The sequence below is a fragment of the Streptomyces sp. SX-6 genome, from assembly GCF_059089585.1.
On sequence record NZ_JBTHHU010000040.1, the window covers coordinates 46,732 to 62,063 of the forward strand.

The 15,332-nt window shown below is 69.6% G+C and carries 18 protein-coding genes, 1 tRNA gene and 1 pseudogene; 11 read left to right on the plus strand and 9 right to left on the minus strand.

Annotated elements, in window-relative coordinates; all coding sequences use genetic code 11:
• Nucleotides 1-133 precede the first annotated feature (133 nt).
• Entirely contained in the window at nt 134-1,012 is an 879-nt protein-coding gene (locus ACV530_RS32100) for a LysR family transcriptional regulator (RefSeq protein WP_494336200.1), read from the minus strand.
• A gap of 85 nt (nt 1,013-1,097) precedes the next feature.
• Here ACV530_RS32100 and ACV530_RS32105 point away from each other — a divergent pair, with 85 nt between their 5' ends.
• Nucleotides 1,098-2,129, plus strand: a complete 1,032-nt coding sequence (locus tag ACV530_RS32105) for a bile acid:sodium symporter family protein (RefSeq protein ID WP_494336201.1) — start codon at nt 1,098-1,100, stop codon at nt 2,127-2,129.
• 6 nt (nt 2,130-2,135) lie between these two features.
• On the opposite strand, the gene ACV530_RS32110 is transcribed toward ACV530_RS32105, so the two are convergent.
• Together ACV530_RS32110 and ACV530_RS32115 are read right to left on the minus strand one after the other, a co-directional pair.
• The gene (locus ACV530_RS32110) at nt 2,136-4,079 is read right to left on the minus strand and encodes an exo-alpha-sialidase (protein ID WP_494336202.1); all 1,944 of its coding nucleotides are present in this window, start codon (nt 4,077-4,079) and stop codon (nt 2,136-2,138) included.
• Between the two features lie 124 nt (nt 4,080-4,203).
• A complete protein-coding gene (locus ACV530_RS32115; protein ID WP_494336203.1) occupies nt 4,204-5,136 on the minus strand; it encodes a quinone oxidoreductase family protein in 933 nt (310 codons plus the stop codon).
• A 143-nt stretch (nt 5,137-5,279) separates the two neighbouring features.
• Here ACV530_RS32115 and ACV530_RS32120 point away from each other — a divergent pair, with 143 nt between their 5' ends.
• Complete coding sequence (locus tag ACV530_RS32120; RefSeq protein ID WP_494336204.1) at nt 5,280-5,744, plus strand: MarR family winged helix-turn-helix transcriptional regulator; 465 nt, start codon at nt 5,280-5,282, stop codon at nt 5,742-5,744.
• Between the two features lie 56 nt (nt 5,745-5,800).
• Here the strand turns inward: ACV530_RS32120 and fdhD are convergent, their stop codons facing one another.
• Nucleotides 5,801-6,634 (minus strand): formate dehydrogenase accessory sulfurtransferase FdhD, encoded by an 834-nt coding sequence (gene fdhD / locus ACV530_RS32125; RefSeq protein ID WP_494336205.1) that lies wholly within the window; start codon nt 6,632-6,634, stop codon nt 5,801-5,803.
• A gap of 191 nt (nt 6,635-6,825) precedes the next feature.
• Here fdhD and ACV530_RS32130 point away from each other — a divergent pair, with 191 nt between their 5' ends.
• Complete coding sequence (locus tag ACV530_RS32130) at nt 6,826-8,376, plus strand: aldehyde dehydrogenase family protein (RefSeq protein ID WP_494336206.1); 1,551 nt, start codon at nt 6,826-6,828, stop codon at nt 8,374-8,376.
• Between the two features lie 7 nt (nt 8,377-8,383).
• On the opposite strand, the gene ACV530_RS32135 is transcribed toward ACV530_RS32130, so the two are convergent.
• Entirely contained in the window at nt 8,384-9,697 is a 1,314-nt protein-coding gene (locus ACV530_RS32135) for a DUF2254 domain-containing protein (RefSeq protein WP_494336207.1), read from the minus strand.
• Nucleotides 9,698-9,803: 106 nt separating this feature from the next.
• Between ACV530_RS32135 and ACV530_RS32140 the strand changes: the two genes are divergently transcribed.
• Nucleotides 9,804-9,891 (plus strand) — tRNA-Leu (locus tag ACV530_RS32140).
• Between the two features lie 88 nt (nt 9,892-9,979).
• Here ACV530_RS32140 and ACV530_RS32145 read toward each other — a convergent pair.
• Both ACV530_RS32145 and ACV530_RS32150 read right to left on the minus strand, forming a co-directional pair.
• Entirely contained in the window at nt 9,980-10,522 is a 543-nt protein-coding gene (locus tag ACV530_RS32145; protein WP_494336214.1) for a site-specific integrase, read from the minus strand.
• The gene (locus ACV530_RS32150) at nt 10,410-10,967 is read right to left on the minus strand and encodes a hypothetical protein (protein ID WP_494336215.1); all 558 of its coding nucleotides are present in this window, start codon (nt 10,965-10,967) and stop codon (nt 10,410-10,412) included. Before ACV530_RS32150 ends, ACV530_RS32145 begins: the two co-directional genes overlap by 113 nt.
• On the opposite strand from ACV530_RS32150, the gene ACV530_RS32155 reads away from it, so the two are divergent.
• Nucleotides 10,894-11,061 carry a hypothetical protein gene (locus ACV530_RS32155; RefSeq protein WP_494336217.1) on the plus strand — a complete coding sequence of 56 codons (168 nt, stop codon included), beginning with the start codon at nt 10,894-10,896 and terminating at the stop codon, nt 11,059-11,061. The genes ACV530_RS32150 and ACV530_RS32155 overlap by 74 nt on opposite strands.
• 195 nt (nt 11,062-11,256) lie before the next feature.
• Here the strand turns inward: ACV530_RS32155 and ACV530_RS32160 are convergent, their stop codons facing one another.
• A complete protein-coding gene (locus tag ACV530_RS32160; protein WP_494336208.1) occupies nt 11,257-11,688 on the minus strand; it encodes a hypothetical protein in 432 nt (143 codons plus the stop codon).
• Nucleotides 11,689-12,022: 334 nt separating this feature from the next.
• Between ACV530_RS32160 and ACV530_RS32165 the strand changes: the two genes are divergently transcribed.
• The 6 genes from ACV530_RS32165 to ACV530_RS32190 all read left to right on the plus strand — a co-directional run bounded on the left by ACV530_RS32165 (nt 12,023) and on the right by ACV530_RS32190 (nt 15,209).
• Nucleotides 12,023-12,226: a hypothetical protein gene (locus tag ACV530_RS32165; RefSeq protein WP_494336209.1), complete on the plus strand. Its 204-nt coding sequence runs from the start codon at nt 12,023-12,025 to the stop codon at nt 12,224-12,226.
• An 84-nt stretch (nt 12,227-12,310) separates the two neighbouring features.
• Nucleotides 12,311-12,466, plus strand: coding sequence for a helix-turn-helix domain-containing protein (locus tag ACV530_RS32170; protein WP_494336216.1), 156 nt, complete (start codon nt 12,311-12,313; stop codon nt 12,464-12,466).
• A 57-nt stretch (nt 12,467-12,523) separates the two neighbouring features.
• Nucleotides 12,524-13,135: a hypothetical protein gene (locus tag ACV530_RS32175; RefSeq protein WP_494336210.1), complete on the plus strand. Its 612-nt coding sequence runs from the start codon at nt 12,524-12,526 to the stop codon at nt 13,133-13,135.
• 92 nt (nt 13,136-13,227) lie between these two features.
• Complete coding sequence (locus ACV530_RS32180) at nt 13,228-14,043, plus strand: SDR family NAD(P)-dependent oxidoreductase (protein ID WP_494336211.1); 816 nt, start codon at nt 13,228-13,230, stop codon at nt 14,041-14,043.
• 571 nt (nt 14,044-14,614) lie between these two features.
• The gene (locus ACV530_RS32185; RefSeq protein ID WP_494336212.1) at nt 14,615-14,821 is read left to right on the plus strand and encodes a hypothetical protein; all 207 of its coding nucleotides are present in this window, start codon (nt 14,615-14,617) and stop codon (nt 14,819-14,821) included.
• A 100-nt stretch (nt 14,822-14,921) separates the two neighbouring features.
• Complete coding sequence (locus tag ACV530_RS32190; protein WP_494336213.1) at nt 14,922-15,209, plus strand: hypothetical protein; 288 nt, start codon at nt 14,922-14,924, stop codon at nt 15,207-15,209.
• A 9-nt stretch (nt 15,210-15,218) separates the two neighbouring features.
• Here ACV530_RS32190 and ACV530_RS32195 read toward each other — a convergent pair.
• Nucleotides 15,219-15,332 (minus strand): annotated as a pseudogene (locus tag ACV530_RS32195) (IS5/IS1182 family transposase); the annotation flags it as partial.

Consider the following 15,332-nt stretch of genomic DNA (forward strand, 5'->3'; position numbering starts at 1 on the left):
CGCCCGTGACCGTACCCGGTCCCGTGGCGGAGTGAACCCTTCCTCGCGGCTTCGGCGTGGCTTGCCCGCGGCGCGGATTCACTTGCCCGCGGTGCGGGTTCAGCGGGTTCAGGGGTGTGGTTCAGCTACGGGTTCAGGAGAGGGCGGCCGCGGCCTGCAGCCGGTCGCCGGCCGCGAGGATCGCGCGGGCGAGGGCCTCGGCGCTGCCGCGCACCGCGGGGTCCCGGGCGGGGCCGTGCAGGAGCACCACGTCGATGGCGCCGAGCTCGGGCAGGGCGGCCCTGGCCGGGATCCGCTCGAGGCCCGGCGGGATCATGCCGTGCGTATGGGCCATCACGCCCAGCCCGGCGCGGGCCGCCGCCACGAGGCCGCTGAGGCTGTGGCTGGTGCAGGTGATCCGCCAGGGGCGGCCGTGGCGTTCCAGGACCTCCAGGGCGCGGGCCCGGGTCACCGCGGGCGGCGGGAGGACGACGAGCGGCAGCGGGCGGTGCGGGTCCAGGCGCAGGCGCTCGCTGCCGATCCACACCAGCCGGTCGCGCCAGACCGGGCGGCCGTGCGGCTCGTCCGGGTGGCGTTTGACCAGGACGAGGTCGAACCGTCCGGCCGTGAGGTGTTCGTGCAGGGTGTCGGACAGGTCGACGGTGAGTTCCAGGTCTACTTCCGGGTGGTCGCGGCGGAAGCCCTCGAGGACCTCGGGCAGCCGGGTCAGCACGAAGTCCTCCGAGGCGCCGAACCGCAGCCGCCCGCGGAGCCTGGTGCCCGCGAACCACTGCGCGGCCCGCTCGTTCGCCTCCAGGATCGTGCGGGCGAAGCCGAGCATCGCCTCGCCGTCCTCGGTGAGCGCCACGCTGTGCGTGTCCCGGGCGAACAGCTGCCGCCCGGCCGCGTCCTCGAGCCGGCGGATCTGCTGGCTGACGGTCGACTGCCGCACTCCAAGGCGGTGGGCGGCCTGCGTGAAGCTGAGGGTCTGGGCGACGGTCAGGAAGGCGCGCAGCTGGACCGGCTCGAACATGAGAAAAGCTTATCGTCATATGTGATAGCAGTGAGCATGCTGAACGGGGTTCCGGATGAGCCCAGGTCAGAGGCACGCTGAGGGCATGCCCCGTCCCGATGCGCTCAGCTTCCTCAGGAAACTCCCGGTCGATCCCTATATAGCCGCCCTGCTCGGCACGGTCCTGGTGGCGGTGGTGCTGCCCGCCCGGGGCGAGTTCGCGGTGTACGCGGACGACGTGACCAAGGGCGCGGTGGCCCTGCTGTTCTTCCTCTACGGCGCCCGGCTCTCCACCCGCGAGGCGATCGAGGGGATGCGCCACTGGCGGCTGCATCTGACGGTCCTGGCCTGTACGTTCCTGATCTTCCCGCTGCTCGGTCTCGCCGCGCACGGCCTCGTGCCGTACGTGCTGACCCCGCAGCTGCACACCGGGCTGCTGTTCCTGTGCCTGGTGCCGTCCACCGTCCAGTCGTCGATCGCCTTCACCTCCATCGCGCGCGGCAATGTGGCGGCGGCCATCTGCGCGGGCTCCTTCTCCAGCCTGGTGGGCATCGTCCTCACGCCGCTGCTGGCCGCACTGCTGCTGGGCGGCAGCGGCGGGGGAGTCTCGCTCGACTCGCTGCTGTCGATCGTGCTCCAGCTGCTGGTGCCGTTCCTGGCTGGGCAGTTGCTGCGGCCGTGGGTCGGCGGCTTCCTCGGGCGTCACCGCAAGGTGCTCGGACGGGTCGACCGGGGGTCGGTCCTGCTGGTGGTCTACGCGGCGTTCAGCGCCGGCATGGTCCGGGGGATCTGGCACCAGGTCACGCCCTGGCGGCTGCTCGCGCTGCTGGGCGTGGAGGCGGTGCTGCTCGCGGTGATGCTGCTGCTCACCGGCAACGGGGCGCGGTGGGCGGGGTTCAACCGCGAGGACCGGATCGCGATCACTTTCGCCGGGTCGAAGAAGAGCCTCGCCGCCGGACTGCCCATGGCCACCGTCCTGTTCGGGGCGGAGGCGAGCCTGGCCGTGCTGCCGCTGATGCTCTTCCACCAGCTGCAGCTGATGGTCTGCGCGGTTCTCGCGAAGCGGTACGCGCGCGACGGCACGGATGCCGTCGCCGGCGGTGCCGTCCTGGAACCGGCGAACGCCCCGGCGCAGTAAGGGCGTTCAGTCACGGTCACGGTCCACGTGATCGAACGGCAGCCACAGCACCATCCCCTCATGGCCGCCCGGCGGGGTGTTCTTCTCCCGCAGGGCGGCCAACTCCTCGTCCGTCAGCGCCCTTCGGTACACCCGCACCTCGTCCAGGTCCCCGGTGAGGAACGCCCGGGCGTCGGGCTGCTGTGCCACATGCACCCCGAAGGTGGAGGTACGGCTCACGGTGCCCGGTACATCGCGGACGGCCGTGGACTCGCCGTCGACGGTGAGCACGACCCGCCCGCCCCCGCGGCGCAGCGCGAGCTGGTGCCACTGCCCGTCGTTGCCGGCGCCGGTCCCGGGTGCGGAGTGCACCGTGGCCGTACGGGCCGGGGCGGTGCCGGTGACGGCGGTGACCCGGCCGGTGATCCGCTCCGCCGCGGGCTCCCCGAACAGCGCCACCTGCGGGGAGCCGCCCATGCCGCCCATCCACAGGAACGGCTGCACGCCGCTCCCGGCGCGGTAGCGGAACCACAGCACCGCCGTGAAGTCCGATGCGCCGAGCGGGAGTTGCGGGCGGTAGGGGAGGCGTACGGCGGCGTCCTCGCCGTCGAAGCGGAGCGCGCCGCCGAACCGGCCGCCGATACGGCGGGCGCCGCCGAGCACCAGGGCGCCCGGGGCTCCCGGCGCGCGGTCCTCCGTGGTCGGGTCCGGGCCCCGGCGGGGGACGAGGTCGCCCTCGGTGAGGCGGGCGAAGCGGATCTCCTGGCGGGCGTCCGTCTTCCCGGCCTCGTAGAGCAGACCGGCCGCGCCATGGCCCGCGGCCTTCCTGGTCGTCGTGACCGTCATGTCGGAGTAGCCGGACCAGTCGGCGGTGACGCGGGTGCCGCGCTCGGCGCTCTCCCAGGTGTGCCCCTGGTCGTAGGAGGAACGGATGGTCATCGTGCGGCGGCGGTCGGGGTCGGCGGGTGCCGCGAACAGCCAGCGGCCCGGGCGCAGCGGCACGACGGCTCCCTGCACCATGGGGGTGTACAGGTCGGGCAGGGCGCGGAACGGCGCGGCGAAGGTCCGGCCGCCGTCGTGGCTGACGGCTTCGTCGCGGTTGCCGAGGTCTGTGCCGCCCTGCTCCCGCCCGTTGATGTACACCGTGCCGTCCGAGCGCTCGGCGAGGGTCAGTTCGGAGGGCTTCTGCCGGTAGGTGCCGTCGGGCGCCACCCGCCAGGTGTCCACGGCGCCCAGGCGCCAGTGGGCCCCGCCGTCGTCGCTGAGCGCCAGTGCCGCGTGGTTCGCGGTGGTGCGCCGGCCGTTGTGGCTCTCGGCGTTGATGCCGATGACCAGCCGTCCGCGGTGCGGGCCGTGGGCGAGCTGGATGCCGTGCCCGGGCCCGGTGGCGTACCAGGAGTTCCAGCCGCGCGGCCTGAGTTGTGCGGTCACATCGCGCGGACGCGACCAGCTGACGCCGTCGTCCTCGCTGTACTGCATGTGCGGGGTGCGGTCACAGGGCGTCTCGCAGTTGCCGTCGTCGTCGCGGCCCTCGTTGTACGTCGTGGCCAGCGCGATCCGCCCGGTGCGGCGGTCCACCACCGGCGCCGGGTTGCCGTGGGTGTCGCCCTCCCCGGCGTCGACGATCCGCAGGGGGCCCCAGGTCCGGCCGCCGTCGGTGGAGCGCTTGACGACGACATCGATGTCGGTGGCATCACCGCAGTTGTTCTTCCTCCCTTCGGCGAAGGCGAGCAGGGTGCCCCGGGTGGTGGTGACGAGCGCCGGAATGCGGAAGCAGGCGTACTCGGACCCGGGCTCCTGCCCGGCCTTGAACAGGGCGCGCTCCTCGAACCCGCCGCGGTCGGCGGAGAGTTGGGCCGGGGGGTCGGGCTGCTGTGCCGCCCGCACCGGATGCGCGGCGAGGACGAGCAGCGCACCCGCCAGCAGGGAACCTGCGGCGCGGCGGTGACCGTAACGGGGACGCGGTGCCATGGGTTCGTCCTTTGCGAGCGAAGGGCGGACACCGCATGCCCTGTGTCCGGTGCGCCAAGGTACGGGGCCGACCTGCTTCTCTCAAGGACCGCAAGGCGAAAGGAACTCCATGGGGTCATGGAAGTCACTCCGGACGCAGCACCACCTTGCCCTGGTTGACGCGTGCTTCGATGATCTCGTGTGCCTTGGCGGCATCCTCCAGCGGCAACTCGGCGTGGATGCGCGGCCGCAGCCGCCCCGCGGCGAACAGCTTCCACAGCTCCTGCCGCCACTGCTCCATCAGCGCCGGGCGGTTGCGCGCTATGAGCGCCATCTGGAAACCGATGGCCGATTTGGCGCCCACCAGCAAGTCGTAGGCGGAGATCGTCCCTCCGCCGGAGCTGTAGGCCACCAGCCGGCCGCCGGGTGCGAGTGCCGCCACGGCGGGGGAGAGGAGATCCCCGCCGACCGCGTCCAGCACGATGTCCACGGGTTCGCCCCAGGAGTCCTGGTCATAGGTGACGACCTCGTCAGCGCCCAACGACCTGACGAAATCGGCCTTCTGGGCAGAACTCACCGCCGCCACGACGCGCCCGGCGCCGCGTGCCTTGGCGAGCTGCACGGCAAGATGCCCGGCGCCGCCTGCCGCCCCCGTCACCAGCACGGACTCGCCCTCGGCGGGCTTGGCCGCCTCATAGGCGCCCATGGCGACCAGCCCGCAGCGCACCAGCGCGACGGCATCGGTGGCGCTCGCATGCTCCGGGATGCGCGAGGTCATGGCGGTGTGCAGGACCGAGTAGTCCGCATAGCCGTCGGCGAAGCACAGGCCGGTGACGCGCTCGCCGACCAGAAAGCCCGTCACGTCCGGGCCGAGAGCGACGATCTCGCCGGCCACCTCGCCGCCGATGCTCGCCGGCAGCGGGAGCCCGCCCTCGCGCACCTTGCGCACGACGGGCAGCGTGACCCCCACCGCCCGGGTGCGCACCAGCAGTTCGCCCGGGCCGGGCGTGGGGACCCCGGCCTCCTCGAGCCGCAGGACTTCCGGGCCGCCGTTCTCGTGATAGCGGACACGACGCATGGTGCACCTCCAGGGCAGGACGGCGGCGCTCGCCGCCAGGCGGTCGTTGGGATTCCCAACGGATTCAACGGTACACGAAACCGTTGGGAGTTCCTATGGTTTTCCGTGGGGAGTTCCAACGACTTTCCGGCTACGCTCGAGGCATGGGACACACCGACGCAGACACGGCCGGCGAGCCCGCCCTCGCCCGCATCCAGACCCTCCCGAGCTGGCTGCTCAACCGCGCCTCCGCCCGCGGCCGGCGCCTCGTCACCGAGGCGTTCGCCGAGGCCGACATGCGCATGGCGCACCACGCCGTCCTGTCGGCCGTGGCCGACCTCGGCCCCGTCGCCCAGGCCGAACTCGGCCGTACCACCGGCTTCGACCCCAAGGACATGGTCGGCATCCTCAACGACCTCCAGGCCCGGCAGCTCGTCACCCGGGCACCCGACCCCAAGGACCGCCGCAAGAACGCCATCACCCTCACCCCCGAGGGCCGCGAGCGCCTCGCCCGTCTCACCGAGCTCGGCGACGACGCCAACGAGGCGCTGCTGTCCGCCCTTTCACCCGTCGAGCGCGAACTCTTCCTGGCGCTCCTCCAGCGCATCGTCGAAGACGACCGCCAATAGATCGCTGACACTGGATCGCTGACGCTGGATTGCCGACGCCAGATCGCCGACGCCCGTCACCCCAGGGCGATCCGCTGCTCCCCGGCGTACACGTTCATCGACGTCCCCCGCAGGAACCCCACCAGCGTCAGCCCCGTCTCCGCGGCCAGGTCCACCGCCAGCGACGACGGCGCCGACACCGCCGCGAGCACCGGGATGCCCGCCATGACCGCCTTCTGCGCCAACTCGAAGGAGGCCCGCCCCGAGACGAGCAGCACGGTCCCGGACAGCGGCAGCAGCCCCTGCTGCAGGGCACGGCCGACGATCTTGTCGACCGCGTTGTGCCGGCCCACGTCCTCGCGTACGTCCAGCAGTTCGCCGTCCGGCGAGAACAGCGCGGCACCGTGCAGGGCACCCGTGCGCTCGAAGACCCGCTGCGCCTCGCGCAGACGGCCCGGGAGCTCGGCGAGCAGACCCGGGCCGAGCCGCATCGGGGTGGGCCCGTCCGCGACCGGCCAGCGCGCGGTCGTCCGTACGGCGTCCAGGCTCGCCTTGCCGCACAGCCCGCACGAGGACGTCGTGTAGACGTTGCGCTCGAGGCTCACATCGGGGACGGGCACACCGGGGGCCAGCCGGACGTCCACCACGTTGTAGGTGTTCACACCCTCGTCGGTCGCGCCCGCGCAGTAGACGATGTTTGCCAGCTCCTCGGCCCGGCCCAGGACGCCCTCGCTCACCAGGAACCCCGCGGCGAGCGCGAAGTCGTCGCCCGGGGTGCGCATCGTGATCGCAAGAGGCTTGCCGTTGAGCCGGATCTCCAGCGGCTCCTCCGCCACGAGCGTGTCGGGGCGGGTGCTCACCGCCCCGTCCCGGATGCGGATGACGCGGCGGCGTTCGGTGACCCGTCCCATGGCTGATCAGTCCCAGGTGCTGGTGGCGGCGGTGGACCGCCCCATTGTCCGCCGACCGGTGCCGCGCTCCCGCGTGACGTCGGCCTCATCGCACGCGGGCGGACTCCCGGCGCTCCGCACGGTGGCTACCGTTCGGTATGTACGTGCTGTTCCTCCCCGCCCCGACTGTGCACCGAGAGCGGAGACCGACGATGGCACCCACCCTCAAGACCCTCTTGCTCCAGCCCGGTTACGCATGGGACACCGCCTGGCAGCGCTGCCTCGCGGCCGCTCCCGAGGCGTTCCGCGACGAGCGCGTCCTCAACCTCTGGAACGGTGCCTGGCAGGCGGACGGCCGCCCGCTGCCCGCCACCACCCCCGTCGACGGCACCCCGATCGCGGGCCCGCCCCGGCTCGACCCGGCCACCGCCCACCGGGCCGTACGCGCCTCCCTCGACCGGCACCGGGCCTGGCGCCAGGTGCCGCTCGCCGACCGCGCGGCGCGGGTGAGCGCCGCCCTCGACGCGCTCGACGAGCACCGCGACCTCCTCTCCCTCCTCCTCGTTTGGGAGATCGGCAAGCCCTGGCGGCTGGCCCGGGCCGACGTGGACCGGGCGATCGACGGAGTCCGCTGGTACGCGGACGGGATCGACGGAATGCTCGCCGGCCGCGGCCCGCTGCCCGGACCCGTCTCGAACATCGCCAGCTGGAACTACCCCATGAGCGTGTTGGTGCACGCCATGCTCGTCCAGGCCCTGGCCGGCAACGCGGTCATCGCCAAGACCCCGACGGACGGCGGTCTGGCCACCCTCACCCTGGCCTGCGCCCTCGCCGCCCGCGAGGGCCTTCCCGTCACCCTCGTCAGCGGCAGCGGCGGCGAGCTGTCCGAGGCGCTCATACGCGCCCCCGAGATCGGCTGCGTCTCCTTCGTCGGCGGCCGGGACGCCGGCGCCCGGGTCGCCACCGCCGTCGCCGACCTCGGCAAGCGCCACATCCTCGAACAGGAGGGCCTCAACACCTGGGGCATCTGGAACTTCACCGACTGGGAGGACCTCGCGCCCCGGATCCGCAAGACCTTCGAGTACGCCAAGCAGCGCTGCACGGCCTATCCCCGTTTCGTCGTCCAGCGCGCGGCCTTCGCGGACTTCCTCGCGCACTACCTCCCCGCCGTGCGGTCGGTGCGTTTCGGCCATCCGCTCGCCGCGGAATGGCCCGCCGACGACGTTCCCGAGCTGGACTTCGGGCCGGTCATCAACGCGGCCAAGGCCAAGGAACTCACGGACCAGGTCGACGAGGCCATCGACCGCGGCGCCATCCCTCTCCACCGGGGCTCGCTGTCCGAGGGCCGCTTCCTGCCGGGCCAGGACACCACCGCGTACGTCCCTCCGGTCACCCTGCTCAACCCGCCCTCCGCCTCGCCCCTGCACCACGCCGAGCCCTTCGGCCCCGTCGACACCATCGTGCTCGTCGACACCGAGGCCGAACTGCTCGCCGCCATGAACGCGAGCAACGGCGCCCTTGTCGCCACCCTCTCCTGCGACGACCCGGACACCTACGCACGACTCGCCCCGCAGATCCGCGCCTTCAAGGTCGGCCACGGCACCCCGCGCTCACGCGGCGACCGCGAGGAGCTCTTCGGCGGCTTCGGAACGTCCTGGCGCGGCGCGTTCGTCGGCGGCGAACTGCTCGTACGGGCGGTGACCCAGGGCCCGGCCGACGAGCGCCTCCCCGGCAACTTCCCGGACTACCACCTGATGCCGTAGGGGGTGGCTAGCCGATCCCCTGCCTGTCGGGCAGCAGCGCGAACTCCCGGTCGGCTGCCTCGGGCACCGTACGTTCCACGGCCTGCCGCAGGAGCGTACGGTGCCGCTCCAGCGGCATGCGCCGGTGCGGCGGGGCCAGCTCCAGCAGATCGTCCAGCCCGGCCATCAGCCGACGGGTGACCTGCGGGTTGCCGATCGCGCAGCCCCGGATCTCGGTGACCCCGAGATCGACCAGGTCCGTCCATCCGGGCAGATCCTGCACCAGCCGGACCGCCCCCTTGCGGTCGCAGTGGTGCAGCGCCCCGAGCGGCCGTCCGGCGACCGCCGCCAGGAACTGCACGATCCGGTCCAGGCACTGCACGGCCGTCGTCGGATCGTTGACCGCGGGGGACAGGGCGCGCTGCGCGATGTCCGACAGCTGCCGCAGCCCGAACCCCAGGTCCTGGTGGAACGTGCGCTCCACCCCCACCGACACCGTGTACCGCAGCGCCCGCGGCGACGGCGCCTGTGCGCTGCCGTGCACGGCGAGCACCGGGTTCCCCGGCACCACGTAGTCCCCGATCCGCGGAATCAGCCGCAGCACCACCCCCTGCCGCCGCGCCACCCGCACCAGCCGCGCAATGTGCACATCCCGCAGAACCCCCGCCCGCCCCCGGTGCACGACCTGCGCCCCCTCCGGCGGCAGCTCCGCCCGGCCGTCGCCCGCCGCTCCGTGCTTCTCCAGCACCCGGAACGACTCCCGGATGATCCGGTCGATGACGTGACTCACCCGCATCAGCCGCAGCGTCGAGTTCACATAGGCGACGAACAGCCCGAGGCTCACCAGCAGCAACAACACGCACATGATGCTGGAGAGCAGCGGCACGGACGAGACCGTACGGGGATCGGTGTCGCCCTCGTACGACGTCTGCACCAGCAGCGCGAACAGGAACGTCGCCAGGAACACCGCGAACGTGCACTTGGTGATCCGGCTGCGCACGTACAGCCGTACGACGCGGGGCGTCATCTGCCCGCTTGCCATCTGCAGGGCCACCAGCGAGATCGAGAACACGACACCGACGAACGTCAGCATCGCGGAGCCGACGGTCGTGATGATCGACTTCGCGTCGTTGGCGATCTTGATGAACGTGTCGACGTCCGCGTAGTCCCCGCTGTCCTGCAGCAACCGGATCAGCAGGTGATCCAGCTCCGACACGAGAGCGGACAGGGCCACGGCTCCCACCAGCCCGACGGTCGGCGTGAACCAGAACGTGTCCCGCAGATGCTCCCGCAGCGGCGAGAGGGGGCGTGGTCTGCGCCGGGTGTGCCCGTCATTGCCCATGATCAGGACCTTATGTGCAGCACGAAAGCCCTGGTGAAAGGCACTCCGAAACCTTGGTAGAGTTATCCATGTCGCCGCGGGGAACACCGCGGAGGACAAAACACCTGTCCGGGTGGCGGAATGGCAGACGCGCTAGCTTGAGGTGCTAGTGCCCTTTATCGGGCGTGGGGGTTCAAGTCCCCCCTCGGACACCAGCTAAGACCCCAGTTCATCTGGGGTTTTTTTGCTTTTCTGGGCAGTGGCGTGACCAACCACGTGACCAACGGCCCAGCGATCATGCCCTTAGACCAGGGCGGACAGGCCGATCCGGCCCGCTCCGGAGGCGGCCAGCTTCCGCGCTCCGTCCTTCCGCGAGTGCCCGTACCGGGCCATGGTGTAGCCCGGCGAGTGGTGCCGGACATTCGCGGAGACCTCGACCGGGTTCTCCCCGGCCTCCAGGTCGTTCGTGACCTTGCTGTGCCGCCAGTCATGGATGCGGAACTCCTCCGGGAGCTTCAGTCGGGTGCGCAACGTCCTCCAGTGGGCGGAGACTTTCTCCGGGTCCTGGGGGCCGCCGGCTTCGTCCCGGTAGAGCTTGAAGCCGTCCCGGGCGAACACCAGGTCGTGGTCCACCCACGCGTCCCCGAGGCGTTCCCGCTCGGCATCCTGTCGTTGCTTCTGCCGCTTCAGGGCGTTCATCACGGACTGATCGACATAGATGACCGCGTTGTCGTCACCGTCCTTGGCCAGTTTCCGTAACCGGTAGGCGTTGCCCTCCTCGATCACGACCCAGCCCAGTTCGATGGCACCTTCGTCCCAGCGGACGAGGGACCACTTCATACCCAGGGCTTCGCTGCGCCGGACGCCGGTGGCCACGTACACCCTCCACAGGGGAGCATCCCTGAGGCAGTGATGGGTCAGGCCGCCGTCGCAGGCCCGGTTGCCGCGCCGGTTCCCACACCGCCGACAGGAACCGTCTGGACTGGTCGTCATCCAGGGTCGGGTACCGGCTCTCCTGAGCCTTGATCTGTCGCTGGGTGGGCGGGTGCGCTGTGGCGGCCGGGTTGACTGGTATCAGCTTGGGCACGGCTGAACCGAGGGCGCCGGAGAGGGTGTTGTGCACGTGGCGGACGCTCTTGGCGCCGAGCGGCTTGCCCTTGTCGGTTGGGCACGGGGCGGTCTCCAGCAGTCGGTACAGGTCGTCCAGGGTGTCGTCCGTGACCTCACTCAGCTTCATGTTGCCGATGTGCGGCTTGATGTGCAGACGGATCTTCGTCTCGTACCCGGCGATGGTCGTCCCCTCCTTCCTGTGGTTCGCCAGCCACTTGTCGAGCCACTCGCCCAGCTTCATGTCCGACCGGGCCGCAACCTTGCCCGCCTCGTAGTCGGTGATCCACTGCCGCAGGGCCTTCTCGGCGGCCGTCTTGGTCTTGAAGTCCCGGCCTATCCAGTAGCGCTCCCTCTTTCCCGTTGCCTTGTTGAAGTGGAGGGGCGTGCGCACGCCCCAGGTGTTCGGCCTTCCCTCTCGGAGGATCTCCACCGGAGTTCCCCCGAGCCCGTTACCGTGCTTTGCCACGTGGTCAGTTACCTTCCCGGCTCTTCCACCACTCGGTGAGGATCGCGTCCGCCTTTTTGGTGAGGCGCTTGCCGTCCCACAGCCCAAGCTCCTTGGCACGCTTGATGCGCTCGGACATCGTGGCCTTGCCGATCCCCAGGCGTCCGGCCAACTCGCCCTGTGGGGCGGTGGTTCCGGTGGCCCTCATGCGCGCTAGCTCGGCAATGAGAAGCGCGTAGTCCTCTTCGGTACGACAGCGCGCGGGTACCGGGTACGGGTCGTTCATTGCCCGGTCTTCCTGCACTGCCAAGGCGGCTCGCGCTTGAGCTTTGATCTCTGCGAGCGGGATTTGCCGCAGTAGAGAGGCAGGGATGCCGTCTGTTTCCTGCGCCTCGTCCATAAGGCGGAAATTCTCTTCATCAGGGGCGGAGCCACTGACGCCCAGCTGGATGGTCAAGTGCGATGGGCCGTTGAACGGAGCATGCACAGGGCATCGGGCCGTCACCAGCCAGGGCCCGTACATGCGACACCAGACCAACTCGTCGCCGTGGCGCCTCCACTCGGGAGGTGCCACGTTGTCATCAGATGTGTTCACAGTCGAGACGATAGCAGTAGACGAACAAACTGCATCGAGTTCGGAAGTGTGTCGATCGCCATAGCTCCGAACGTGTTGCAGTTGGTTCGGATTGATGCATGCTGGAGGTGCGCCGGACGGCAGCGGGGCGGAAGCTCCGCCCACCTGGCCGGCACCAGACGACACACGCCAAGCGGCATCGACAGGAGAGCAGAACGTGAGCAGCGACCAGATTCAGCGCGAAATCGCCAACCTCGTGGGCCACGTGATCCCGGCCGACGAACAGATCACCTTGGCCAAGCACGCGCGCCTCGATGGCGAGAACCTGTGGTTCACGAAGGAGGGAGTTCGCATCCTTGCCAAGCGCGCACCGAACCGCGAGGCTGCCGCCGCGCTCATTCAGCACATTGAAGCCTGCTGATCCTCTTGACCCCCAGATCAGGACTCCTGCCGCGCAGCCGATTTTCATGTCCCCCAACCTCCGGAGGAGCATTTGCCGAAGCTGATGACCGTTGATGACGTGGCTGCCTACCTGAGTAAGCCCCGTTCGTGGGTGTATGGCAACTGGCGGCGCGAGGCGCTGCCGTTCAAGAAGGTCGGGCAGGTACTCCGGTGCCGTCCAGCGGATTTGGAGAAGTGGCTAGACCAGCAGGCTGACTGATTCGTTCAAGGCATACACAAGGCCCCCGAGGCGCCTCGGGGGCCTTTCCCTTTCCCGATGAGGAGCAGCATGGCGGCGACAGCGATCAAGGCCGTGGAATTGATCTGCGGTTGGTGTATGGAGGAGTGGACGTATGCCCGGCCGAAGGGGAAGCGCGGGCCGAACCCCAAGACTAACCTCGATCACCCGGAGTGCGGGGTGAAGCGCCAGAACCAGAACTGCGCCATAGGACGTCGACGAGAACGCCAGGGGGCCACCTACGAGACTTGGAACGTCGCTCCGGCGGACAAGGGTGAGAACCTGACAGTGGAAGAGGAGGCCGAGCACTGGGACTCTTTGAGGCGCCCGTGGTGGCGGGAGTGGCGCGGCGTGGACCTGGACGAGGGGAACTACCCCTATCTGTGGGACGAGTGGCGAGACGATGCCACCGCGCATGTGAACAGCATCGTCCGCTACTCGACCGAGGCGGACCGCAGGACCGTCGAGTGCTGGTTCTTGAGGAGCCGGGCAGCCAAGACCGGTGACTACCTCGGGCAGACAGCCGGCGCCCGGCGGAAGGTGGCCGTCATCGGCTCCGCCCGCCCCTGGAGGGAGGCGCAGCAGCCCCGGGAGCCCCTGTGTACCCGGGGCCCGGTGGAGTGCCTGAAGCCCTTCGTCATGGGTGGGTGAGCGGTGGCACCCTGTCGGCCCGGCGGTGTCGGCGCTTCGTATGCTCGCAGTGCGGGGAACCGGAAGCCGATCACCTTCGGAGGCGAACGACCATGTCGGAAGAGCGTGTTGTCCTGGTGACGGGCGGGGGAACAGGAATCGGGGCCGCCACCGCCCGGCTGTTGCGCACGGCCGGGCACCAGGTCGTGATCTCCGGGCGGCGGCCCGAACCACTGCGCCGGGTGGCCGAGGAGACCGGAGCGCTGGCTCACCCTTCCGATGCCGCCGATCCCGAGGCTGTGCGTGAGCTCGTCGAGGCGACGGTGACGGCCTACGGGAGACTCGACGGTGTGGTGCTCAACGCCGGAATCGGGCGGGGCGGCGCGGTCGGCGACACCGCGGTCGAGGACTGGGAAGAGCTGATACGGACCAACCTCACCGGCCCGTTCCTGCTGCTGCGTGCCGCGCTGCCGCATCTGCTGGCGGCCCGCGGCGCGGTGGTCGCGGTCGCCTCGGTCGCCGCGCTCCGCAACAGCGCCGGCAACGCCGCCTATGCGACGTCCAAGGCGGGTCTGCTCCACCTCTGCCGCTCCCTCGCCGTCGACTACGGGCCGCAGGGGCTGCGGGCCAACGCGGTGTGCCCGGGCTGGGTGCGTACGGAGATGGCCGACCAGCGGATGGCGCGGTTTGCGGCCCAGGCGGGGCTGGCGGGTGGTGCCGAGGAGGCGTACGAGGAGGCGAACCGGCTGACTCCGGCCAGGCGGCCGGGTGATCCGGAAGAGGTCGCCGAGGCGATCGACTGGCTGCTGTCGCCTGCCGCGTCCTACGTCAACGGAGCCGTCCTCACCGTCGACGGCGGGGTGACCACGGTCGGCATCGGCGGCGCCGCCTTCGACCACCGGATCGAGGCACGCACCCCGCGCCTGTAGCGGACTACCGGACAGGCCCGTTCCGCAGGGCCCTTGGCGGGGCCCTGGTCCGATTATTTATAGGGGTGGAGGGTTCTTCCCTCTGGAGTCAAGGCCGCTGGGCGGTGGTCCTCTGACGCGGATGAGAGTCCGGGCCTGTTTGAAGTCCAGAGACCCGACAGGGACTCGAATGCAGCTCTGCGGATACCTGCCTGTGACACCACAGCAGACAACACAGAGTCAGCCCCCAACCTCAGTGAAGAAATTCATGGGGGTAGGGGGCCCTGTCTCCTCTTACGTTGTCCTGTTGTGAGGGAGTTAGGCCGCCCATAGCGGCCATTAACATACTCATTCTGTTCATTAACTTCTTACTGGCTTCACTTGTTTACTTTTTGAAAGATTTCACCTTGAGGGCGAACATTCAACCCTGACTCCATCAAGAGGTAGTCGGTCGAGCTGGACATCCCTCTGACTCTCCGACTAACAAACTAATCATGGGCTGTTGCCCCACCCTCACTCGAAGCCTTCTGCCGTTTCAGGTTGCCTTCAGTAGGGTCAGGAACGGGTTCACTCGCTGCGGGTTGGGGGCCGCGTGGGGCAAGCCAGGGTCGGCTTCGACCGGACCGCCGGGGTCTGGAAGGCCGAGGCGGAAGCGCGAAAGGCCCGAGCCGACCGGCTCGCGGATGACCTGGCGGAGATCAAGGAGCGCCTGAAGCGCATCGAGGCGGAGAACGCCCGGCTGGTCGCGCTCCTGACTGCGCTCGATCCGTCCAGGATTCCCCGAACTGCAACCGAGTAAGTCGCCGCAATCTTCACCCATTCGATGGAAACAAGTGTCCATGTCCGCGCAGGAATGCGATGCTCCTAACAGGTAAGCCAGCATGCCTAGGGAGCAGCTCATGGGAGTCGTTCACCGCAGCGGGCCTGAGGTGACTCAGGCCACGGACTCGGACGTGCTATGGAACGTGTGGCACACCGACGAGAAAGTCGTGCAAGCGAACACCTTCAATCGATTCGAGGTCGCACTTACCGAGCTCAGCACAAACCTAACCCGCATCGGAATCATCGAGCACAAGTCCGTGTTCGATCTAGACCGGTCCGACGGGTTTACCTTTTCCTGGGACCTGGTAGTTCGAACCAACGGCGGCCCGGCCGACTTCCTCTTCAACTCCATTGAGGTTTCCTAAGAGGATGTCTCACGTGGTGATCTTGGCGAGTTTCTTGTAGCAGGTGAGGGCGGCCGCGAGGCCGAGGAAGGCGAGGAAGTGGGAGCCCTTGCGTTCGTACCGGACGGTGAGGCGGCGGTAGCC